This window comes from Polaromonas naphthalenivorans CJ2, from assembly GCF_000015505.1.
In the GTDB taxonomy this organism is placed as follows: Bacteria; Pseudomonadota; Gammaproteobacteria; order Burkholderiales; family Burkholderiaceae_C; genus Polaromonas; species Polaromonas naphthalenivorans.
The window spans coordinates 3,267,959-3,290,263 of sequence record NC_008781.1; the positions used below are offsets into that span (position 1 = coordinate 3,267,959).

The 22,305-nt window shown below is 65.4% G+C and carries 15 protein-coding genes; 10 read left to right on the top strand and 5 right to left on the bottom strand.

The window, feature by feature from the left end; translation table 11 throughout:
- Positions 1–76 precede the first annotated feature (76 nt).
- The 3 genes from PNAP_RS15465 (at position 77) to PNAP_RS15475 (ending at position 10,611) form a co-directional block, all read left to right on the top strand.
- Positions 77–337: a hypothetical protein gene (locus PNAP_RS15465; RefSeq protein WP_011802463.1), complete on the top strand. Its 261-nt coding sequence runs from the start codon at positions 77–79 to the stop codon at positions 335–337.
- Between the two features lie 5 nt (positions 338–342).
- Positions 343–8,538 (top strand): GH36-type glycosyl hydrolase domain-containing protein, encoded by an 8,196-nt coding sequence (locus PNAP_RS15470; RefSeq protein ID WP_011802464.1) that lies wholly within the window; start codon positions 343–345, stop codon positions 8,536–8,538.
- A gap of 213 nt (positions 8,539–8,751) precedes the next feature.
- Entirely contained in the window at positions 8,752–10,611 is a 1,860-nt protein-coding gene (locus tag PNAP_RS15475; RefSeq protein WP_011802465.1) for a polysaccharide deacetylase family protein, read from the top strand.
- A 138-nt stretch (positions 10,612–10,749) separates the two neighbouring features.
- Here PNAP_RS15475 and PNAP_RS15480 read toward each other — a convergent pair whose 3' ends face one another.
- The 3 genes from PNAP_RS15480 to PNAP_RS15490 form a co-directional block, all read right to left on the bottom strand.
- The gene (locus PNAP_RS15480; RefSeq protein ID WP_011802466.1) at positions 10,750–11,931 is read right to left on the bottom strand and encodes an AI-2E family transporter; all 1,182 of its coding nucleotides are present in this window, start codon (positions 11,929–11,931) and stop codon (positions 10,750–10,752) included.
- Positions 11,932–12,076: 145 nt separating this feature from the next.
- The gene (locus tag PNAP_RS15485) at positions 12,077–12,811 is read right to left on the bottom strand and encodes a LytR/AlgR family response regulator transcription factor (RefSeq protein ID WP_041376745.1); all 735 of its coding nucleotides are present in this window, start codon (positions 12,809–12,811) and stop codon (positions 12,077–12,079) included.
- A 5-nt stretch (positions 12,812–12,816) separates the two neighbouring features.
- A complete protein-coding gene (locus PNAP_RS15490) occupies positions 12,817–13,884 on the bottom strand; it encodes a sensor histidine kinase (protein ID WP_041376746.1) in 1,068 nt (355 codons plus the stop codon).
- 206 nt (positions 13,885–14,090) lie between these two features.
- Here PNAP_RS15490 and argH point away from each other — a divergent pair, with 206 nt between their 5' ends.
- Positions 14,091–15,500: an argininosuccinate lyase gene (gene argH / locus PNAP_RS15495; protein WP_011802469.1), complete on the top strand. Its 1,410-nt coding sequence runs from the start codon at positions 14,091–14,093 to the stop codon at positions 15,498–15,500.
- Between the two features lie 71 nt (positions 15,501–15,571).
- Here argH and PNAP_RS15500 read toward each other — a convergent pair whose 3' ends face one another.
- Both PNAP_RS15500 and PNAP_RS15505 read right to left on the bottom strand, forming a co-directional pair.
- Entirely contained in the window at positions 15,572–15,853 is a 282-nt protein-coding gene (locus PNAP_RS15500) for a BrnA antitoxin family protein (RefSeq protein ID WP_011802470.1), read from the bottom strand.
- Entirely contained in the window at positions 15,828–16,106 is a 279-nt protein-coding gene (locus tag PNAP_RS15505; protein WP_011802471.1) for a BrnT family toxin, read from the bottom strand. Before PNAP_RS15505 ends, PNAP_RS15500 begins: the two co-directional genes overlap by 26 nt.
- Before the next feature lie 58 nt (positions 16,107–16,164).
- Here PNAP_RS15505 and PNAP_RS27680 point away from each other — a divergent pair, with 58 nt between their 5' ends.
- The 6 genes from PNAP_RS27680 to PNAP_RS15530 all read left to right on the top strand — a co-directional run bounded on the left by PNAP_RS27680 (position 16,165) and on the right by PNAP_RS15530 (position 22,299).
- The gene (locus PNAP_RS27680) at positions 16,165–16,329 is read left to right on the top strand and encodes a hypothetical protein (RefSeq protein WP_198140647.1); all 165 of its coding nucleotides are present in this window, start codon (positions 16,165–16,167) and stop codon (positions 16,327–16,329) included.
- 255 nt (positions 16,330–16,584) lie between these two features.
- Positions 16,585–17,130 (top strand): phasin family protein, encoded by a 546-nt coding sequence (locus PNAP_RS15510; RefSeq protein ID WP_011802473.1) that lies wholly within the window; start codon positions 16,585–16,587, stop codon positions 17,128–17,130.
- A gap of 126 nt (positions 17,131–17,256) precedes the next feature.
- Positions 17,257–18,909, top strand: coding sequence for a magnesium transporter CorA family protein (locus tag PNAP_RS15515; protein ID WP_011802474.1), 1,653 nt, complete (start codon positions 17,257–17,259; stop codon positions 18,907–18,909).
- A gap of 69 nt (positions 18,910–18,978) precedes the next feature.
- A complete protein-coding gene (locus tag PNAP_RS15520; RefSeq protein ID WP_011802475.1) occupies positions 18,979–20,148 on the top strand; it encodes an ATP-binding protein in 1,170 nt (389 codons plus the stop codon).
- A 142-nt stretch (positions 20,149–20,290) separates the two neighbouring features.
- Positions 20,291–20,950 carry a response regulator gene (locus PNAP_RS15525; RefSeq protein WP_011802476.1) on the top strand — a complete coding sequence of 220 codons (660 nt, stop codon included), beginning with the start codon at positions 20,291–20,293 and terminating at the stop codon, positions 20,948–20,950.
- Entirely contained in the window at positions 20,947–22,299 is a 1,353-nt protein-coding gene (locus PNAP_RS15530; protein ID WP_011802477.1) for an ATP-binding protein, read from the top strand. The genes PNAP_RS15525 and PNAP_RS15530 overlap by 4 nt, the downstream gene beginning before the upstream one ends.
- The last annotated feature ends 6 nt before the right edge of the window (positions 22,300–22,305 follow it).

Consider the following 22,305-nt stretch of genomic DNA (forward strand, 5'->3'; position numbering starts at 1 on the left):
TGGCGCCTGGAGTTTGCGGGTTCTAGCATAAGGTTATGCGCCAAAAGACGCGTCACCTTCAGGAGACCTGCAAACCATGACCACTTCCCATGCTTCCCATGCCGAGGTCGAGGCGGTTCAGCGCCGTTCACTGAGCAATGAACGGGTGTCCAGCGACTTCATGGCGCTTGCCTCTCACATGATGCATTGCCAGCGTTCGCGCGGCCGTTTCTTCACCGTGCGAGTCACGCTTGAAACCCTGCATGCCATCACCGCGCCCCGACTGGTCACGACCGGCGCGGCGCTGGTGGCCTGCAGCCTGGGCCTGCTGGGCCTGGGCTTGCTGACGATGGCCTGAAGCGGGTGAACCCTGCCGTCCTGGAGCGGCTGGCAACGCTCAGCCCGCATGCCCGAAAAATCCTCCTTTCCCATGATGAACCCGCCGAGCCGCCGATCCGGGCAGAGTTGTTCGGTATTCAGCGCTTCGAGGAGCACGGCTGCAGCCTGGCGCAGGCGCAGGTCATTGAAACCGACGCCCAGTCGCTGCGCCACGCGCCGTTTTTTCCGCGCGTTGAAGAAAACCTGGCCGCGTTGCGGGCCTCCTATGACTATGTTGCGCTGACCTCGCTCAGCGGCCACTACGCCACGCCGGCCGCCGAATGGCTGCTGGACAATTTCCCGCTGATCGAAGCCCAGCTGCAGCAAATCCGCGAAGGGGTGCCGCGCCGCTTTTATGCCCGGCTGCCCAAGCTGGCCGCCCTGCCGCTGCAGGGACTGCCGCGCGTGTACGGCATCGCCTGGGCCTATGTGGCGCACACCGACAGCGTGCTGAACCCGGAAGTGTTCACCGCCTTCCTGAACGCCTACCAGACCTGCAGCGAACTGCGGCTGAGCGAGTTGTGGGCCCTGCCGACGACGCTGCGCGTGGTGCTGCTCGAAAACCTGCGCCGCATGGCCGACGACATTGCGCTGAGCAAGCTGGCGCGCGAAGTCGCCCATGCCGTCTGGGACAGCGGACAGAAACTGGACGACTCCGACCTGGATGCCGTCAGCAGCCTGATGCAGCAGCGCGGCGTGCAGCGCAGCTACCTGACCCAGCTGTGGCAGCGCATGCCGACCGAGTTGCCGGCCAATTTGCCGACACTGGTGCGCTGGACCGCCAAGAACTGCCCCGACGGCCATGCGCTGATGCTGGAAAGCCAGAGCGCGCAGGTGGCGTCCAACCTGACCGTCGGCAACATCATCACCACGCTGCGCGTGATTGGCCAGATTGACTGGGTCGATCTGATCGAGCCGGTCAGCCGGTCCTTGCAGGTGCTGCGGCAGTTGCCCGGGTTTTGCCACGAAAGCGAACTCACGCGCCAGCAGATCACCCGCGCCATGGAGCAGCTGGCGCGCGACAGCGGGAAAACGGAGCGCGAAACGGCCGAAGCCGTCGTCAAGGCGGCCCAGGCCGTACCCGACAGCCTGCCGGCGGACGCCGCCGAGCGAACCGCCGGCTTCTACCTGATCGGCGGCGGCCGCGCGCAACTGGAAGCGGCCCTTGGCCTGCCCGCGCAGCGTGCCTTGAAGCGCAGGAACTGGCGCAGGTGGCGGCTGCCCCTGTATATCGGCGTCATCGTCCTGGCAACGCTGTTGGTGGTGCTGCTGGCCGCGCGCCATGCCGACTGGCAGCGGTGGCCGGCCCTGGTGGCGCTGTTCCTGCTGGCCGGACCCGCCTTCGAGGCGGCTTCAGCTTTCGTGCATCGCCTGATTGCCGAGTCGCTGCAGGTGCAGCCCCTGCCCCGGCTCAGTTTCCCGGACGGCATCACGCCCGGGCACCGGGTTCTGGTGGTGATCCCGACGCTGCTGACTTCTGGCGCGTCCAGCCATGAACTGGTGCGCCAGTTGGAGTTCCACTGGCTGGCCAACCGCGAAAACGAAGCCCAGTTTGCCCTGCTGACCGACTGGGTCGATGCGCCTGGCGCCACCCTGCCCGGCGACGCCGGCCTGCTGCACGGTGCGCTGGCCGAGCTGGCTGCGCTGAACGCGCGTTATCCGGCGCCAGCCGGCTGCCCGCCGCGCTTTTTGCTGCTGCACCGGCCGCGCAGCTGGTGCGAAACCCAGCAACGCTGGCTGGGCTGGGAGCGCAAGCGCGGCAAGCTGGAGCAGTTGCTGCGCCTGCTGGCCACCGGCAGCATGGAAGGCTTCATGCCGCTGGCAGCCCCATTGCGGCTGGCGGACAACATCCGCTACGTGGTCACGCTGGACAGCGATACCGGCCTGCCGCCCGGCGCGCTGCGCGAACTGGTGGCGATTGCCGCCCATCCCCTGAACACACCGCAGCTTGACAGCGGCCTGCGCCGGGTCGTCGGCGGCTACGGCATCCTGCAGCCGCGCATGGTGACGCCCCTGCCCGGCCCGGCCCAGAACACCGCCTACCACCGGCTGTTCGCCGGCCGCTGCGGCATCGACCCCTACAGCAGCGGCGTGTCCGACGTGTACCAGGATTTGTTCGGCACCGGCAGCTTCAGCGGCAAGGGGCTGCTGCATGTCAAGGCCGTGCATGCCGTGCTGGACCAGCGCCTGCCCAGCGAGGCCGTGCTTAGCCACGATTTGCTTGAAGGCAGCATTGCGCGCTGCGGCTTTGTCAGCGATGTGGTGCTGGTCGAGGACGCGCCGCACCATGCCGGCGTGGCCGCATCGCGCCAGCACCGCTGGACGCGCGGCGACTGGCAGCTGATTCCACTGCTCTGGAACGCACGAAAGTACGGCATTGACGCCCTGGGCGTCTGGAAAATGATTGACAACCTGCGCCGCTCGCTGGTGCTGCCGGCCGCGTTCGTCCTGCTCGCCTGGGTGATCTTTACCGGCGCACTGCCCCTGGGCACGGCATTTTTGGCGGTCATTGCGGCGCTGCTGGCCGGGCCGCTGCTGGGCGCGCTGGCGGGCCTGGTGCCAACACGCACGGGCATTGCCTGGCGCCACTTTTTTCGCGGCGGGCGCGCCGAGTTGCGCAGCACGCTGGGTGCGGCCGCCTGGCAGTTCAGCCAGATACCGGCGCAGGCGCTCATGCTGCTCGATGCGGCGCTGCGTTCCGTCTGGCGCATGGCCGTCAGCCGCCGCCGGCTGATGGAATGGACCACGGCGGCGCAGGCGCAGTCTGCGTCGCGCAACGAGTTGTTCGTGTTCGTGCGCCAGCATGCGCCCGCATCGCTGCTGTGCGCGGCGCTGGCCATGACCGCGCCCTGGGCCGTCCATCCGTGGGCCGGCATCATCCTGTTCCTGTGCTGGGGCGCGTCACCGCTGGCCACCTGGTGGGCCAGCCAGCCCCGTTCAAGCCGCACGGCGCATGCGCTGCACGCCGGGGACAAGCGCTACCTCTTGGCGCTGGCGCGCGACACCTGGCGTTTTTTCGAGCGCTGCGTCGGCCCCGACGACAACCACCTGCCGCCCGACAACCTGCAGCTGGCGCCAGACCCCACGTTGGCGCACCGCACTTCGCCGACCAACATCGGGCTGTACCTGCTGGCCGTCTGCTGCGCCCGCGAATTCGGCTGGATCAGTACCGGCGAAGTCGTCAAGCGGCTTGAAGGCTCGCTCGGCAGCATTGACAAGCTCAGCAAGCACAACGGCCACCTGCTCAACTGGTACGACACCCGCACGCTGGAGGTCATGCATCCGGCCTATGTGTCGGCCGTGGACAGCGGCAACCTGGCCGGCCTGCTGCTGGCCGTGGCGCAGGGCTGCATCAAGCTGGCGCAGGACGATGCCCACGGCAGCGAGGACCGGCCAGCGCTGCTCAGCCTGGCCGAGCGCTGCCGCAGCCTGTACCGCGCGATGGATTTCAGGGGACTGTATGACGGCAAGCGCCACCTGTTCCATATCGGCCTGCGGGTGGACGAGCAGGTGCTCGACGCCAGCTACTACGACCTGCTGGCGTCCGAGTCGCGGCTGACCAGCTTTCTGGCAATTGCCAAGGGCGACGTGCCCAAGCGCCACTGGAGCGCGCTGGGCCGGCCTTTCCTGTCGGTGGGCGGCGTGCCGGGCCTGGCCTCCTGGTCGGGTTCGATGTTCGAATACCTGATGCCGTCGCTGCTGATGCACGAGCCCGCGCACGGCCTGCTGCAGACCATGGCGCGCTCGGCCATTGCCGTTCAGCGCGATTTCGGCCAGCAGCAGCACCTGCCCTGGGGCGTGTCCGAATCGGCCTATTTTGCCCAGGACCATTCGCTGGCCTACCAGTATTCGCCCTTTGGCGTGCCGCGCCTGGCGCTGCGGCGCACGCCACCGACCGACCAGGTGGTGGCGCCCTACGCGACCATGCTGGCCATGCTGTTTGAGCCCGAAGCGGCGGTCGCCAACCTGAAGCGGCTCGAAGCGCTGGGCGCGCGCGGCGAGCTGGGACTGTTCGAAGCGCTCGATTTCACGGCGTCGCGCCAGCCTGAAAAGCAGGCCTTCAGCATCGTCCAGGCCTTCATGGCGCACCACCAGGGCATGTCGCTGGTGGCGCTGTGCAACGTGCTGTGCGCTGACGCGCCCCGGCGCTGGTTTGCCAGCGAGCCCCAGGTGGCCGCGCATGAAGCGCTGCTGCATGAACGCACGCCGCGCCAGATCATTGAAAGCGCCAGCCCGCGCCTGCCGCCCGAACCCGACAGCCACGACAGCGAGCCGGTGTTCCATTCGCGCGACCTGGACCCGGCCCAGCCTGGCTGGAAACCCACGCACCTGCTGTCCAACGGGCGCTACAACGTGGCCCTGCGCGCCAGCGGCGCCGGTGTCAGCCGCTGGCAGGGCCGCAACATCACGCGCTGGCGCGACGACCTGCTGCGCGACGGCTACGGCAGTTTCTTTTACCTGCGCCAGGGCGGGCAGGACCGGGTCGGCTCGCTGACCGCCGCACCGGCACCCCTGCCGGGCTGGCGCTACCAGGCGCGCTTCATGGCCGACCGGGTGCAGTTCGATGCCGAGGGCGATGAGCTGAGCGCCAGCATCACCGTGCTGGTCAGCCCCGAGGACGACACCGAACTGCGCACCGTGCTGCTGCACAACACCGGCCGCACCGAGCGCGTGATTGAGCTGGTGTCGTGCTTCGAGGCGGTGCTGGCCGACCCGCGCGCCGATGAAGCCCATCCGGCGTTTTCCAACCTGTTCATACAGACCCGCTGGGAGCCGCAATGGCGCGCCCTGCTGCTTCAGCGCACGCCGCGCCTGCATGGCGATGCGCAAATGGCGGTGGCGCACTTCCTGGCCGAGGTCGATGCCGATTTGCTGTCGATGGACTGCATTGCCGACCGCCGGGCATTTGCCGGCCGCAACCAGCCCGCGCACCAGCCCGCCCTGCTGCCCCAGGCCATGGATGCCGGCGGCAACCCGGTCAACGGCCTGGACCCGGTGGCCAGCCTGCGCCTGAAGCTGCGGCTGGCGCCCGGCGCCGTGGCCCGGCTGAGCTTTGCCACGGCGGCGGCGCAAACCGAAGAAGAACTGAGCGCGCGCATCGACAAGTACCTGCAGCCCATGCATGTCGTGCGCGCCACCCGCATGGCCGCCACGCTGGCGCAGGTGCGGCTGCGCGACCTGACGCTGACGCCCGAAGAGCACCTGACGCTGCAGGACCTGACCACCGCCCTGATGTACAGCACGCCCCGGCTGACCGCCAAGGCCGGGCCGCTGGACCAGCGCCAGCTGTGGCGCTTCGGCATTTCGGGCGACAAGCCGATCGTGCTGGTGCGCATCCAGTCGGCCAGCGGACTGCCGCTGGTGCATGCCCTGCTGCGCGCCCAGCCGTGGTGGACTTTTGGCGGCCTGGCGGTGGACCTGGTGGTCATCAACAACGAACCCAACTCCTACCTCATGCCCTTGCAGCGCGACATCCTGGCGCTGCGCGACCGGCTGATGCAAAACGTGCAGAACAGCTTTCCGAAAGGCGCCGGGCTGTCGTCCAGCTTTTACCTGCTGCGCGACCAGGAAACCGCCAGCGCCGAAAAAATCGCGCTGGCCGGGTTGGCGCGGGTCGTCCTCACCGCCGACGGCCGGCCGCTGGAAGTTCAGGTGGCCGCCTTGCGCGCCGGCGTCTGGCCGCTGCCGCAAGCCAGCACGGTGGCCGGGACGCCGCTTTCGGGCCGGCCCTTCGTGGCCTGGAACGAAGCCGATACGCAAATTTCGACGCTGCTGGACGCGGCCGGCCAGTTCGACCCGGCGAATGGCGAATTCTGGTTTGAACTGCAGGGCGGCCAGTCGCTGGCGCGCCCCTGGGTGAATGTCATCGCCAATCCCGGGTTCGGCTTTCAGGTGTCGGAAACCGGTAGCGGCATGACCTGGGCCGGCAACAGCCGCATGCACCAGCTCACGCCGTGGTCCAACGACCCGGTGCGCGACCCGGCCTTCGAGCACTGGCTGCTGCAGGACATCGACAGCGGCCAGATTTTTCCGCTGGCGCCTTCGGTGCTGGCGGCCGGCAGCAGCCGCTGGCGGGTGCGCCACGGCCAGGGCTATTCGGTGTTTCAGGGGCTGCAGGGCGGACTGCAGGTGGAAACAACTTTTTTCGCCGCCATGCAGGAAGCCGTCAAGGTGGTCCAGGTCAAGGTGCGGCTGGACAGAGGTGGCCGCAGGCGCCTGCGGGCGGTCGCCATGGTGGAGTGGCAGATGGGCGATGCGCGCGGCCGGCGGCGCACCCTGCAGACCTGGAAGCATCCGGCGCAGCCGGCCTTGTTCGCCCAGCAGCAGGAAACCCGCGACGGCTATGGCGGACGAACGGTGTTTTTGTCCCTGGCAGGCACGGCGGCCAAGCTGCAATGGACCTGCGACCGGAGCGAATTTTTCGACACGCTAGGCCGCATCGTCCTGCCCGCCGCGCTGGCCAGCCGCAGCGGCAGCGGGTTTGACCCCTGCGCCTGCCTGGTCAGCGAATTTGCCGTGACCGGATCCGAAGAACTGGTCTTCAGCTTCATCCTCGGCCATGCCGATGACGCGGCGGCGGCCGAGCAGATGGCGGCCCGCTGGACCCCGCCTGCCTGCAGCCAGGCGCTGGCCGACGTCAGGGCCGCCTGGTCCGCCTTGCTGGGCAAGGTGCAGGTCAAGACGCCCGACGCCAAATTCGATGCCCTGGTCAACCACTGGCTGCTGTACCAGACGGTGGCCTGCCGGCTCTGGTCCAAGGCCGGCTTCTACCAGGCCGGCGGCGCTTCGGGCTTTCGCGACCAGTTGCAGGACTCGATGGCGCTGGCGCTGGCCGACCCGGCGCGCCTGCGCGCACAAATCGTGCTCAACGCATCGCGCCAGTTCCCCGAGGGTGACGTGCAGCACTGGTGGCACGCACCCGGCGGCGAAGGTGTGCGCACCCATTTTTCGGACGACCTGCTCTGGCTGCCGTATGCCTGCACGCATTACCTGCAGGCCAGCGGCGACATGGGCGTGCTCGACGAACAGGTGGCCTTCATCGACGGCCCGCCGATTCCCGAAGGCGCTGAAGACGCCTACTACGAGCCGCAAACTAGCGAGCAGTCCGCCAGCGTCTATGAGCACTGCGCCCGCACCATCGACCGCAGCCTGGCGGTGGGCAGCCACGGCCTGCCGCTGATGGGCACCGGCGACTGGAACGACGGCATGAACCGCGTCGGCCACGAGGGGCGCGGCGAATCGGTCTGGCTGGGATGGTTTTTGTGCAGCGTGGTCGAGGGCTTCGTGCCCTTCGCCCGGATGCGCGGCGACGATGCGCGCGCCCAGCGCTGGCTGGATGCGCGCCGGGGCTGGGTGGCCGCGCTGCACGACGCCGGCTGGGACGGCGCCTGGTTCCGCCGCGCCTTTTTCGACAACGGCGCGCCGCTCGGCTCGGACGCCAACGACGAATGCCGCATCGACCTGATTGCCCAGGCCTGGGCGGTGCTGTCCGGCGCCTCGACGCCGGCCTTCACCCGCTCGGCGATGCTGGCGCTGAACAACCAGCTGATCGACGAGAAAGCCGGCCTGCTGCGCCTGCTCGACCCGCCGTTCGAGCAGTCGGCCAACAACCCCGGCTACATCCAGGCCTACCCGCCGGGCGTGCGCGAGAACGGCGGCCAGTATTCGCACGCCGGCGTCTGGGCACTGATGGCGCAGGCCCTGAGCGGCGACGCCGAAGGCGCCTGGCGCAGCTTCGAGTATCTGAGCCCGGCGCACCGCAGCGCCCATCCCGCGCGCGGTGCGGCCTACGAGCTGGAGCCTTATGTCATGGCCGGCGACGTGTACAGCGCCGCCCCCTACATGGGCCGGGGCGGCTGGAGCTGGTACACCGGCTCGGCCGCCTGGCTGTACCGGGCAGCGGTGGAAACCCTGCTGGGCCTGGCGGTGCAGCCAGGCCGCCTGTCGCTGTCGCCGCGCCTGCCCGCGCACTGGCCGGCGGTGGAGCTGCACCTGTTGCTGCAAGGCTATGACATCACGGTGCGCTGGCAGCGCAAACCCACGGACGGCAGGCCGGTCAAGGCCGATCAGCAACTGGCCTGGGGCGAATGGATCGAGCTGGACACGCTGCCCGAGCAGGCGGTCTTGCAGGTGGTCGGAGAAGCGGTGCCGGCCGTTTCTGCTTCACTATCAATTCAATAGCTGCTTGCGCCCGTCCTGCTTGCGCTAAAGGCATTTTTAATGCCTCATTGCCCAGACATTCGAGGTCTGCTTGACTTTCTTTTCAAAACTTACCCAGGAACTGGGTATTGACCCGGCCAGCACCGCCCGTGCTTAATTGATCGGTTAAAACAGGTCTGGGTTGCAGGCCACATCCATTGCAGATCGTGCAAGTTTCCAGACCCGGAACGGCCCATGAAAAAAGTCCTTGCGGTGACAAGAATCACGATCATCGCCGCTGCCTTGCTGATCGGTTTTTTTGCCTGGGGCCAGTCGAAGAGTCCAGCGCAACTGGCACCCGCCAGCATTGCGCTGCTGCTGCCCGATGACTTGGCCGAAGACGCTCACTTCATCCGCATGTGGCTGGACGCCGCCCACGAGGAAGGCGTGCGCCTGCAGCCGATCAAAGTCAGCGACTGGGTGCGCACTGCCTTGCTGCGCGGGGTGAAATGGGAGGGCGTCATCCTGCCGGACACTTTTCACCGCCGCGTGGACGACAGCGTGGTGAAGTTGCTGCGCAGCTATGTGGCGGACGGCGGGCATTTGATGCTGGTGTACGACGGCGGCCTGCTCACGGCCAACGGCTTTTACCCCCCCGGCAAGTCGCGGTTTTCAGACCTGGCGGGGGTGGACTACGGCATGTACGAAGAACTCGGCCAGGGCCTGGCCAAGCGCAGCCAGTTCGGGCTGGCGCAAGCCAGCGTGATGGAACAGCTGCATATTCCGCCGGGACGATTCGCGTCGAAAGAGATGACTTTTCCTGTCAGGGCGGGGCCTTCGGACGATGCCCACGCAGATTTTTCCGCCCTGATCTTCGATTACAGCAAGCTGCCCCAGTCTTTCGCCACGCTGGTCACGCGCGGCAAACCGTCGCAGCCCCTGATGAGCAATGAAGACGGCGGTACCCTGGCCAGCCGCCACCGCTTTGGCAAGGGCGAAACCCTGTTTGTCAATTTCCCGCTGACCTACCTGAAGCAGCGCACCGACGGCATTTTTTTGCACAGTTTCCTGCGTTACTTTGCCGGGGACATGCTGTATCAGCCGCGTCTTGCCGGCACGCCCGACGGCAAGGGAGGCATCGTGCTCAACTGGCATGTCGATGCCAAGCCCGCATTGCCCTCGCTGAAGCTGCTGAAGGACGCGGGCATCTTCAACGAAGGCCCGTTCTCATTTCACTTCACGGCGGGGCCGGATGTGAACCTGCCCGGAGACGGCGGCGGCCTCAACGTGCCTAACGACCCCGAAGTGCGCGGCCTGATCAAGGGGCTGATGGCCCAGGGCCATGCGCTGGGCAATCATGGCGGCTGGATTCACAATTATTTTGGCAACAACATCAACGCCGGCAACCAGGCCGACTACGAGCAGTACCTGACGCTGAATCACCAGACGATGACCGAAATCGCGGGCGCTCCCCCGCGCGAGTATTCAGCGCCGGTCGGCAATCAGCCGCCGTGGGTCACCCGCTGGCTGGAGAGCCGGGGCTTCGTGGGCTATTACCAGACGGGCAATGTCGGCATGGGACCGACCCACGCCTGGCTGGACACGCAGCGGATGAGCAGCATGTGGGCCTTTCCGGTGCTGACCGTGGGACCGGTCGCCACTGCCGAAGATGCGTTCTTTCAGCATGTTCCCGCCGCGAATTATGAAAACTGGCTGAACGAGGTCGGCAAATTCGTCGAGCGCGAACAGGTGTTGCGGCTGGTGTACTTTCATCCGCCCGGCGCGGTGCTCTACCTCAATGCGGTGAACCGTTTCGTCAACACCATCAAGGCCTGCCGCGAGGCCGGACGCTGCAACTGGATCACGATGACCCAGGCTGCGGATTTTTTGACGCGCCGCGAGCAAGTCCAGTGGCAGCTCGACAGCCGTCCAGGCGGCCTGCTGCTCAAGGCCCAGGCCGAGGATCTGGCGCACATGGCCTGGTGGATTCCCAAGCGCCGCTTCGCCAGACCCGTCGTGACCGAAGGCACGGCCACCATCGACGAGCATGGCGATGACTGGCGCATCACGGCCACGGCGGGAAAGCAGTTGAGTGTCAGCCTGAAAAATCTGTAGCCCAGGCAGCCGGCGGTGCGGCAGGTGCATGGAAAAACGGTTTCCTTCTTGTCTGCCTTGTTTTGCTATTAATTCAATAGCCTCTTGCGCTTACCCTACCTGCGAAAAAGCAATAAAACACCAAAAAAACACCTTGAATCACGACCCCAGAAACTCCCCAATCGGCTTCAAATCCTCAACCCGGTCGCACACCGACTTGACGATCATCAGGATCGGAATGCCCAGCAGCAAGCCCCACACGCCCCACAGCCAGCCCCAGGCCAGCAGCCCCATGAACACCGCCACCGGACTGAGCCGGCTGGCGCGGCTGGTCAGCCAGGGCGTGAGCAGGTTGCCGACCAGCGTGTGGATCAGCACCGACGCGCCACCCACCGCCAGCGCCATGTTGATCGAGCCAAACTGCAGGAAGGCCACCAGCGCCGAAGCCGCCGCCGTGATCAGCGAGCCGATGTAGGGCACCAGGTTGAGCACGCCGGCCACCACGCCCCAGGCCCCGGCATTCTCCAGCCCGAGGAACATCAGGGCCAGCCCGGTCAGCACGCCCACCAGCGCGCTGGTCAGCAACTGCACCTGCAGGTAGCGCTGGATCTGCCCGGAAATCTCATGCAGCGCCTGCAGCGTGACTTTTTTCTTGCTCAGGCTCGGCCCCGCCAGCTTGACCAGCTTGCGGCGAAAGGTGTCGCCCGAGAGCATCAAAAAATAGGTCAAAAACACCACCACGGTCACCTGCCCGATCAGCGCGAGCAGGCCGACGGTGCCGGTCCACAGATAGTCCTTGATGTTGAAGCGCGGCGCCTCGATCACGACGCGCGTGGCGCCCCGGTTCGGGCCGGTCACGGCAGCGCTCTCCCGGGTGGCCTGCTCGATCTGGGAGGCGGCCCTTTGCACCGTTTCCAGCGCGCTTTCGGACTTGCCGCTGCTCGACTTGAGCGCCCGGCCCAGCTTTTGCGCCGCAGCCGGCAAGGCCTCGATCAGTTGCGCGGCTTCCAGCCGAAGCAGGTAGGCGCCCGAGCCCATCGCGCCCAGGATGGCCAGCAGCAGTACGGCCGAACTCAGCCAGCGCGGCACGCGCCTGAACTCCAGCCAGTTGACCAGCGGCGAAAACGCATAGCTGAACAGCACGCTGAGCATGATCGGGATGAACACGGCGCGCGCCCACTGCAGCACGAACAGGCCGGCCAGAATCGCCAGAATGACCAGCGAGAGATTGCGCACATCCACCGGCATGTGAAGAAGCAGGCGTTCCGGCTCCGGGAACGCCGTGACATCTTCTTCCTCAAGCTCGGCAGGTGGCACGTTTGCCACGATTTCTTCAGTCATCTTTTTCCTTGTCAACCCTGCCAGGCACACCGGCCATCGGTGCCATCTCGTGGCTTGTTTGAATATTGAACACGGAATAATTCCAAAAAACCATAGGACGCGCGCCATGAAACGCAGCAGCTGCCAGCCTGGCCGCTTGCCGGCATCAGCCGGCGATGGCGTCCCGCACGGCGGCCAACTGCCGGCGCGACACCGCCAGCAGCTCGCCGATGCCGTTGAGCCGCACGGCCCAGCCTTCGCCCTCCTCCGGGTCGAAATGCTTTTCCAGCGCACGCACCGCGCGCCGGGCAATCAGGGCATTGCGGTGAATCCGCATGAACTGGCCGCCATGAAGCGCTTCAAGTTCATTGAGCGAGCCGTCCAGGATGTAGCTGCGACTGGCGGTTCGCACGGTGATGTATTTCAGCTCGGCCTTGAAGTACAGCACCTCCGACAGCGGCACGCGCTCGGTCCGGCCCCGGTCCTGGATGATCAAGGTTTCTTCAGGCTTTTCGGGCTCCTGCGCAAGCCTGGATTGCACAAGCCGCTCTACTTTTTGTAGCGCCTGCTGCAGCCGCTCCAGCCGCACCGGCTTGGTCAGGTAGTCCACCGCGTCCAGCTCGAAGGCCTGCACCGCGTGCCCGGCGTGCGCGGTGACGAACACCACGGCCGGCGGCCGGGGCAAGCCAGCCAGGGTTCGCGCCAGCGCCATGCCATCCATGCCGGGCATGTGGATGTCGAGCAGCACCGCATCGAACGGCTGGCGCTGCAGCGCCCCCATGGCCTGCACCGCGTCGGCGGCCTCGGCCGCCACCACGGCGGAAGGCGCCGTGCAGTCGCCCAGCAAGGTGCGCAGGCGCGATCTGGCCAGCGCTTCATCATCGACCAACAGTATTTTCAAATCTCTCACAGCGGAATCTCCAGCCTGACCTGAAACAGGCCGTCCTTGAACGCGGTCTTGAACTGGGCCTGCACATCGTGCAGCAGGAACAGGCGCTCGCGCACATTGGTCAGCGCCAGCCCGTGGCCCGGCTGGCCGCTTCCGGCGGGCGCCGAATTGGTCACCTTGATGACCACGCTGCCGCCGCGCCTGAGCGTGGAAATCCTGAGCTGCGCGCCGCTGGCGCTGGGCTCCACGCCATGCCGCACGGCGTTTTCCACCAGCGGCTGCAGCAGCAGCGGCGGCAACCGGGCCGCGTCGGCACTCGCGTCCAGGCTCCACTGCACGCGCAGGCGCTCGCCAAAGCGGATCTGCTCGATCTCCAGGTAGCGCTGCGCCAGCGCGATTTCCTGCCCCAGCGTGACCGACTCGGCCGGGTCGGCCAGCGCGCTGCGAAACAGCTCGCTCAGGTCTTCGAGCACCGCCTCGGCCTTGGCCGGCTCGGCGCGCACCAGCGCAATCGCGCTGTTGAGCGTGTTGAACAGAAAATGCGGCCGGATGCGCGACTGCAACTCGGCCAGCCGCGCTGCCGTGGCCGCTGGCGTCCTGGCCTTGGCGCGCCAGAAAAGGCCAGCCAGCACCATCGCCGACAGCAGCACGCCCGACGCGCCGCTGGCCCACCACGGAGCCGGCAGCAAGAGCCCCATCAGCGACAGCAGGCCGCAGCCATAGACACCGGCCACGGCGCCCATGACGGTGCCGGCCAGCCACTGCAACGAAACATCAAGCCGGTTCAGCCGGCCCTTGAAGACGCAGACGGCAATCAGCCAGGCCAGCGTGGCGGGCAGCACGCCGCCGGTCAGCAGTGAAAACCGCAGCAGCCAGTCCAGCGGCTCGGCCGTGCCAAACATGGCGCCCACGCCCACGACCGCCTGCACCAGCAGCACGACCCGCAGCACCACGCCGACATGGCAGGTGTCAAACAGCATGGCGCTCGGCACGAACGGAGACACGGCGGCAATTCCGTCGGCCGGCGTCAAGCCGCCATGCAGCGTGGAATCGTCAAAGTTCTGGGAGGCGGTGGTCGGGGTCATCGAAGGAAAGCAGGGGGGTGGTCGTTCTTCAGTCCGAGGGGTGATTTTCATGCAGGCAGGCGCGCAGATAAAATTAGCGTGATGAGTATTGCACCGGTCAAGGCCTTCAGGCTACTGCGCTGAACACTATTTCAGCCACCGGCTAATCGCTCCCACACAGCGCTCTTTTCAACCCGCACCGAGCCTGCCCCTCAAGAAAGCCCGACGTGAATCAATTCGACAAGAAATCCCAAGCCTGGTCCGCCCTGTTTTCCGAACCCATGAGCGACCTGGTCAAGCGCTATACCTCCAGCGTGTTTTTCGACAAGCGGCTCTGGCAGGCCGACATCGCCGGCTCGCTGGCGCACGCCGACATGCTCGCCGCCCAAAGCATCATCGCCCCGGCCGACCACGCCGCCATCCAGTACGGCATGGCGCAAATCACGCGCGAGATCGAAGCCGGCGAATTTGAATGGAAGCTGGACCTCGAAGACGTTCACCTGAACATCGAGGCCAGGCTGACCCAGCTCGTCGGCGACCCCGGCAAGCGCCTGCACACCGGCCGCTCGCGCAACGACCAGGTCGCCACCGACGTGCGCCTGTGGCTGCGCGGCGAAATCGACCTGATCGGCGGCCTGCTGACGGACCTGCAAAAGGCGCTGGTCGAGATCGCCGATAAAAACGTCGAAGTGATCCTGCCCGGTTTCACGCATCTGCAGGTCGCCCAGCCGGTGAGCTTTGGCCACCACATGCTGGCCTATGTCGAGATGTTCAGCCGCGACGCCGAGCGCATGCTCGAAGTGCGCCGCCGCGTCAACCGCCTGCCGCTGGGCGCCGCCGCGCTGGCCGGCACCAGCTACCCGCTGGACCGCGAACGCGTCGCCACCACCCTGGGAATGGTCGATGAGCAAGGCCAGCCGCAGGTCTGTCAGAACAGCCTGGACGCGGTGAGCGACCGCGACTTCGCGATTGAATTCACGGCAGCCGCATCGCTGGCGATGGTGCACATCAGCCGCTTCAGCGAAGAGCTGATTTTGTGGATGAGCCAGAACTTCGGCTTCATCAACATCGCCGACCGCTTCACCACCGGCTCGTCGATCATGCCGCAGAAGAAAAACCCCGACGTGCCCGAACTCGCGCGCGGCAAGACCGGCCGCGTCGTCGGCCACCTGATGGGCCTGATCACGCTGATGAAAGGCCAGCCGCTGGCCTACAACAAGGACAACCAGGAAGACAAGGAGCCGCTGTTCGACACGGTGGACACGCTGAAAGACACGTTGCGCATCTTTGCCGAAATGGTCGGCGGCATCACCGTCAAGCCCGAAGCGATGGAGCGCGCCGCCCTGCGCGGCTACGCCACGGCGACCGACCTGGCCGACTATTTGACGAAAAAAGGCCTGCCCTTCCGCGACGCGCATGAAACCGTCGCCCACGCGGTCAAGGCCGCCACGACGCACCAGGTCGATCTGTCGGAGTTGCCGCTGGCGGTGCTGCAGGAGTTCAACCCGTCGATTGAAAAGGATGTGTATGAAGTGCTGAGCCTGCGCGGCTCGCTGAACGCGCGGAATATTCTGGGAGGGACGGCGCCCGCGCAGGTGCGCGCGCAGATTGCGCGGCACCGGGCGCGGCTGGGGTGATTGACTGATCCGCAATCCGCCATTCCCGCGCAGGCGCGAACCCAGCCGCCGCGTTTACAACGGTCAAAGCTTCACACCGGCGAGTGCGTCCGCAGCCAGTCCTTGAGCGCCGCATCGATGCGCGTTTGCCAGCCATCGCCCCCTGCCCGGAAAGCCTCGACCACCTCGGGCGAGAGGCGGATGGTGGTGGACACCTTGGGCGGCGCCTTTTGCGGCCCGCGCACCCGCATCCCCAGCGTCTTTTGCAACTCTAGCGGCAGCACCTCGTGGGCGGGCTTGAAGCGCCGCATGTCTTCAGCCGTCAGTTCACGGACTTCGCCGTCTTTGTCAATAAGTGGGGCGCGTTTGTTCATAACTTCTGATCTCCCGAGAGTTGGCCTTGCGAAAACTGATGACGCGGATGCCGCCATCAATCGGCGTGAAGCACAGCACATGCAGCCGTGCATCCAGAAAACCAAGCGCCACGAAGCGAACTTCGGGGTACGGTTTGCGCACATCCTGCTGCACGATGGCGGTGTTGAAATCAAAGTCGGCGGCACACTCAAACGACAGGCTTCGCTCATGGATGTTCCGGTCGTTCTTGCTGGCGTCGAACTCAATTTTCATTATTCAAATTGTAGTAACGATTTGAATTTTTGCAAAGGCTTTTACCGGCTTGCGCCTCATGTGCCATCGCGATTACCGCCCGCCAGGAATTAAAAAATGGCTTCTGGGGCCGTTCTGGTGGAGATTGGAGCTACTTGGGCTGGTTTTGGGCAAAGCCTTTGCCTATCCACCCAAAAACAAACTGTATGAAGAAAAAGGACAGCACCAATCCTATTCCGAATAGAGGAGGCGGCAAGAGCATTGCTGCTATCCATTTAAGGTCTGGCGCCTCTGGCGTGTTATCGGGTGGCGTCTCCAACATCACCTTGAGATAAAAAGCTAGGGCAACACCTCTAATAATTGTTGCAGTGCAACAAAAACTTCCCAAGCCCTCGGGTTTTCCCTATAATTCAAACCATGTTGCACTGCAGCATAAACAATCCCACACGGCATTGGCTGTGCAGGAAACCGATTTGCCCAGTTAACCCAGAAAGCCGATATGAACAACGCCGCCGAACAATTCATCGCCACCAACAAAGCCAACCTGCAATCGCTGACCGACCTGACCACCCAGGCTTTTGCCGGCGTCGAAAAGCTGGTCGAGTTGAACATGGCCGCCTCCAAGGCTGCCTTGAGCGAATCCTTCACCCATGTCCAGACCGTCATGGCGATCAAGGATCCGAAAGAACTGATGGCTCTGCAATCCGGCCTGCTCAAGCCCATGGCCGACAAGACCGCCGCCTATGCCCAGCACCTGCAAACCATCGTGACTGACAGCGGCGCCGAATTCACCAAAGCCGTTGAAGCCAAGACGGCCGAAGCACAAAAGGCGTTCGGCGACGTGCTGGAAAACCTGACCAAGAACGCGCCTGCCGGCAGCGAAACGATCGTGACCGCCTTCAAGGATGCACTCAGCTCCGGTCAAAACGCCATTGAGTCGGTTCAGACGCAAACCAAAAAAGCGGTTGAAACGGCCCAGTCGAACTTCACGGCCGCTGCCACCCAGGCATCCGACGCGGTCAAGAAAGTCACCAAGTCGGCTTGAAGACCCCACTGCCTTCGGGCAGTCACCCGCCAACGGCGCCTTCGGGCGCCGTTGGCGTTTCAGGGCCTGAACCAGGACAGGCGGCCCGTACACTTTGCGCTTCCCTTGTGATGGAAAGTGTCCAGTATGCCTATTGAATCCCACCCAGCCTGCGTGCGGCAGTTCCGCCAGATCCTGCTGTGGCCCTTGCGCCTGATGCCGGTTCGGGGTTCGGAGGGCCAGCAGGCCAAGCCCTGGCAACTGCTGGCGGACATGGGCGAGGCCTCGCCCTGGCGTGAAGTGGTGGATGAATACACCGGCGGCAGCGGCCGCTTCAAGGAACGCCACTACAACGAATTCGTGAGCTTTCTTCCCTTTGTGCAGCGCTTCCTCTACGGCGAAGGGCGCCCCAAAGGCACAGAGGCGACGGCAGGCTCGCCGATGCGGGTGTTTCGCCGCAGCGATGTCAGCGCCATGCGTGCGGTGCCGCACCCGGGGGCGCCGCCGATGACGCTCGATATCGCCCATGTGGACCTTTACTTTTTCCTCGACGTGGACCTGGTGCTGCTCTATGTCGAGGTCAGCGCCAGCGACCTGACGCTGGCCCAGGCGCAGGACTTGCTGTACCGCTTTGGCCGGGGCTATCCGGCAAGCTGGGACGCTAGCGGCAATGCGCAGCACTGCCTGCTTGACGCCGAATGGCTGGGCCACGAGGGCCAGGTGCTGGCCCGCTCGGATGCCGGCCAGCGCGACATCTTCATGGACCATGTCAGCAGCCACCGCGCGCCCCGCGTCGCCGCCCACTGGGCCTGGCTGCTGCAGCCCCTGGTGGGCGACCATTCCGGCCAGGCCGGGAACCTGCGCTATCGGCAAATCGAGTACTACCGGATGCCGCAGCTGGCCTTTCTGGCACTGGACAACCCGCAGGCGCTGAGCCGCGCCGACCTGATCCGCCTCGGGCTGGTGACCGGACCGGCCGCGTCAAGCCATGACACCCGCCTGCCGTATGCCCAAGAGCACCTGGCCGACTTCGAAAAGCGCTATTGCTATGACCGTTTCTGGACCGACAGCGGCGCCGCGCCCAACACCCGTTATGTGTGCACCGGGCATACGCTGCTGGTGCTGGGCGATGCGCAAAGCCCGTTTTTCGTCTGCCCGGAACGCGGCGTGCTGGCGCAGTTCCGGCACCAGCATTTCCTGCTGTTCCTGATTGCCCATTTCCAGAAAGCGGCCTTGCTGATGTTCTCGGACCGGCTGGCCGAAGCCCTGAAAAACCTGGACATCACCGACACCGCCAGCGTGCGCCGCTTCAAGCGCACGATACGCGATAGCTTTGCCGGTTTTTTGCGCTTCACGCACCGCTACTGGTTTCACGAGGTGTCCGAACAGGCCCAGGTGCGCGCGCTGTTTCGCATGTGCGCCGGCCACCTTGAGCTGGACCCGCTGTACAAGGAGGTCAAGGAGCGGATTGCCGAAATGAACCAGTACCTGGACGCCGACAGCCTGCGCCGCCAGGCCAACACCGTGGTGCGGCTGACGGTGGTGACCATCTTTGGCCTGATCGGCACGGTGACCACCGGCTTTCTGGGCATGAATCTGCTGGCCGAGGCCGAAGCCCCATTGAGCCGCAAACTGTCGATCTTTGCCGTCGTCTTCGTGCTGACCATGGCATTGACCATCTACACCATGGTCAAGTCAAAACGCCTGTCGGACTTTCTGGACGTGCTGTCGGACGAACGCGCCAGCCCGTGGCAAAAAGTCAAGGCGCTGGCGCTGGTGTGGGGGCGGGCCGGGGATTGAGGAGGGAAGCTCCCAGCCGACAAGTACAAAATCTATGCAAATTAACCAACATATGGTAAATTTGCATGGATGTTAACCAGAAAAATCCTAGCAACTGTCCGCCAAGCGCTGTCTCGCCAAGCCTCCGTGGCCTTGATTGGCCCGCGTCAGGTGGGCAAAACCACCTTGGCGCTCCAGATTGGCGAGGAGCAAAACGCGCTTTACCTTGATCTTGAAGACATTCAAGAACGAGACAAGTTGATTAACGCGGCGGTCTTTTTGTCGGCGTATGAAGACCGGCTTGTGATTCTGGACGAAATTCACCGGGTGCCCGACTTGTTTCTGACCCTGCGGGGCCTGATTGACCAAGGCCGGCGCCGGGGGCAGCGCACCGGGCGCTTCCTGCTGCTCGGCTCTGCATCGCTCGACCTGATGCGCCAAAGCGGCGAAAGTCTGGCCGGGCGTATCAGCTACATCGACATGACGCCGTTAAGTGTTCTGGAGGTGCCTGCCGAAGCGATTGAAAATTTGTGGGTACGCGGTGGCTTTCCTGACGGTTTTCTGGCGCCAGGCGAGCAGCAAAGCCTGAGTTGGCGCAAAGACCTGCTCAGAACTTATCTCGAACGCGACGTGCCCATGTTTGGCGCGCGCATTCCGGCAGAAACCTTGCGCCGGTTCTGGACCATGCTGGCACACAACCAGGGCAGCTTGATCAACGCATCACGCCTGGCCGCAGGCCTTGAAGTCAGCAGCCAGACAGTGAGCCGTTACACCGATTTGCTGGTGGATTTACTGCTGGTGCGACGCCTCCAGCCCTACCCCGTCAACGTGGGCAAGCGCCTGGTGAAGTCGCCCAAGGTTTATATCCGTGACAGCGGGTTGCTTCATGCACTGCTCAATATTGCCGACAGGAACGCCTTGCTGGGACACCCGGTGGTCGGGGCAAGCTGGGAAGGCTTTGTCATTGAAAATCTGATCAATGCCGCGCCAGCATTCACCGTACCGGGGTTTTACCGCACCTCCGGCGGCGCCGAAATTGATCTGCTGCTGGAACTGCCAGGCGGCGAGCGCTGGGCGATTGAAGTGAAACGCAGCCGCGCCGCCAAGCCTGCCCGAGGATTTTATGAAGCCTGTGAAGACCTGAAACCCGCCAGACGTTTTGTGGTTCACGCCGGGCTAGAGCGTTACCCCATCAGCGAAGATGTGCAAGCGATTGGGGTGCGCGAGCTGGCTGACAACTTGTCCCGGCTGGAAATGTAGCAGCCGGAACCAGCGCAATGCCCGGTTTTTCATTGCCGCCTCCCCGCCAGACTGCTGGCATCAAGACCTCGGCAACACGCCAGCCCTTTAAGCCTCGTCTAAGCTGCACACTCCAGACTTTGCGACTTCAAGGAAAACCCCCATGCGCCTGCTGCTGGTAGAAGACGACGCCATGATCGGCGAGGCGGTGCTGCAGGTGCTGCGCGCCGAGCATTACGCCGTGGACTGGGTGCGCGATGGCGTCATGGCCGACGCGGCGCTGCGCAGCGAACAATACGACCTGGTGCTGCTCGACTTGGGCCTGCCCAAGCGCGACGGCCTGGACGTGCTGCGCGCGCTGCGCGCCCGGCGCGCGAGCGTTCCGGTGCTGGTCGCCACGGCGCGCGATGCCGTCGGCGACCGCATCGCCGGGCTCGATGCCGGCGCCGACGACTACGTGGTCAAGCCCTACGACATCGACGAGCTGCTGGCGCGCATTCGCGCCCTGCTGCGCCGCAGCGCCGGCCGGGGCGAGCCGGTGTTCGAGCACAAGGGTGTGAGCCTGAACCCGGCCACCCGCGAAGCCACGGTGCACGGCCAGCCGGTGTCGCTCTCGGCGCGCGAATGGGCGGTGCTGGAGCCGCTGCTGGCCCGCCCCGGCGCGGTGCTGTCGCGCGCCCAGCTGGAAGAAAAGCTGTTCAGCTGGAAGGACGATGTCAGCAGCAACGCGGTCGAGGTGTATATCCACGGCGTTCGCAAAAAGCTCGGCAACGACTTCATCCAGACCGTTCGCGGCCTGGGTTACGTGGTGCCCAAGGAATGAGCGGCGCCCATTCCTTGCGCCACCGCCTGCTGGGCTTCGTGCTGGTGGCGATCTTGCTGGCCGCCGTGCTGCAGGCCGTCACCGCCTACCGGGGCGCGCTGCGGCAGGCCGATGCGATGTTCGACGACCACCTGCAGCAGATGGCGCGCTCGCTTCAAGGCGGCATTCCGCTCGGACTGCCGCAAGCCGGGGCCGAAGACGATCCGGGCTATGACCTGTATGTGCAGATCTGGGGCCAGGACGGCACGCAGATTTTCCGCTCCACCCGCTCGGCCCTGCCGCCGCGCGCGGTGCTGGGTTTTTCGGATGTCGAGGCGCACGGCAACCGCTACCGGGTGTACACGCTGCAAACGCCGCTGCAAACCGTGCAGATCGCGCAAGACCTGAGCGCCCGCACGGCCAGAGCCCGCGCACTGGCGCTGCGGGCGGTGCTGCCGTTTGCCTGGCTCACGCCGCTCCTGATGCTGGCGGTCTGGTGGATCATCAAGCGCTCGCTGGCGCCGATAGAGCGCACGCGCCGCGTCGTCGCCAGCCGCGCCGCCGATGATTTTTCGCCGCTCGATGCCGCCGGCCTGCCCGACGAGGTGCGGCCGCTGGTCGATGAACTCAACTTGCTGTTTGGCCGCGTGCGCCATGCCTTCGAGACGCAGAAGAATTTTGTCGCCGATGCCGCGCATGAACTGCGCTCGCCCCTGACCGCGCTCAAGCTGCAGGCGCAAACCCTGCGCCGCCTGGACGCCGACCCGGCCGCGCGCGAAGCCGGCATCGCGCGCCTCAACCAAGGCATAGACCGAGCGATTCGAGGCGTCGAACAACTGCTGCTGCTGGCGCGCGAGGAAGCCGGCCCGGACCAGGGCGCCGGCACCGCCGCACGGGTCGATTTGCGCCAGGTCGTCCAGCTGGCCGTGGCCGATGTCCTGCCGCAGGCGCGGCACAAGCAGATTGACCTCGGCGTGGCCGAAAACCCGTCGGCGCAGGGAGTGCAGGCCATGCCCGAAGTCAGCGGCCAGCTTGAGGCCCTGCGCATCCTGCTGCGCAACCTGCTCGAAAACGCCGTCAAGTACACGCCGCCGGGCGGCCAGGTCGATGTGTCGCTGGAACCGCGGCAAGGCCAGCCGGTGCTGACGGTGGAGGACAGCGGACCCGGCATCGCGCCGGAAAACCGCCCGCGCGTGTTTGACCGCTTTTTTCGCGCCAGCGACACGGCGCAGGAAACCGGCAGCGGCCTGGGGCTGGCCATCGTCAAGGCGATTGCCGACCGGCACGGCGCGATGCTGGCGCTGGACGCTTCCGAACGCCTGGGCGGCCTGAAGGTCGAGGTGTACTTTGCGCCGGCCCGGGCGGTTTAAGTTTCA

What these genes read in the sequence shown, in the direction of transcription:
- PNAP_RS15465 (WP_011802463.1), top strand. Translation starts at nt 77, where the DNA reads ATGACCACTTCCCATGCTTCCCATGCCGAGGTCGAGGCGGTTCAGCGC.
- PNAP_RS15475 (WP_011802465.1), top strand. Translation starts at nt 8,752, where the DNA reads ATGAAAAAAGTCCTTGCGGTGACAAGAATCACGATCATCGCCGCTGCC.
- PNAP_RS15480 (WP_011802466.1), bottom strand. Translation starts at nt 11,931, where the DNA reads ATGACTGAAGAAATCGTGGCAAACGTGCCACCTGCCGAGCTTGAGGAA.
- PNAP_RS15490 (WP_041376746.1), bottom strand. Translation starts at nt 13,884, where the DNA reads ATGACCCCGACCACCGCCTCCCAGAACTTTGACGATTCCACGCTGCAT.
- PNAP_RS15500 (WP_011802470.1), bottom strand. Translation starts at nt 15,853, where the DNA reads ATGAACAAACGCGCCCCACTTATTGACAAAGACGGCGAAGTCCGTGAA.
- PNAP_RS15505 (WP_011802471.1), bottom strand. Translation starts at nt 16,106, where the DNA reads ATGAAAATTGAGTTCGACGCCAGCAAGAACGACCGGAACATCCATGAG.
- PNAP_RS27680 (WP_198140647.1), top strand. Translation starts at nt 16,165, where the DNA reads ATGTGCCATCGCGATTACCGCCCGCCAGGAATTAAAAAATGGCTTCTG.
- PNAP_RS15510 (WP_011802473.1), top strand. Translation starts at nt 16,585, where the DNA reads ATGAACAACGCCGCCGAACAATTCATCGCCACCAACAAAGCCAACCTG.
- PNAP_RS15515 (WP_011802474.1), top strand. Translation starts at nt 17,257, where the DNA reads ATGCCTATTGAATCCCACCCAGCCTGCGTGCGGCAGTTCCGCCAGATC.
- PNAP_RS15520 (WP_011802475.1), top strand. Translation starts at nt 18,979, where the DNA reads ATGTTAACCAGAAAAATCCTAGCAACTGTCCGCCAAGCGCTGTCTCGC.
- PNAP_RS15525 (WP_011802476.1), top strand. Translation starts at nt 20,291, where the DNA reads ATGCGCCTGCTGCTGGTAGAAGACGACGCCATGATCGGCGAGGCGGTG.
- PNAP_RS15530 (WP_011802477.1), top strand. Translation starts at nt 20,947, where the DNA reads ATGAGCGGCGCCCATTCCTTGCGCCACCGCCTGCTGGGCTTCGTGCTG.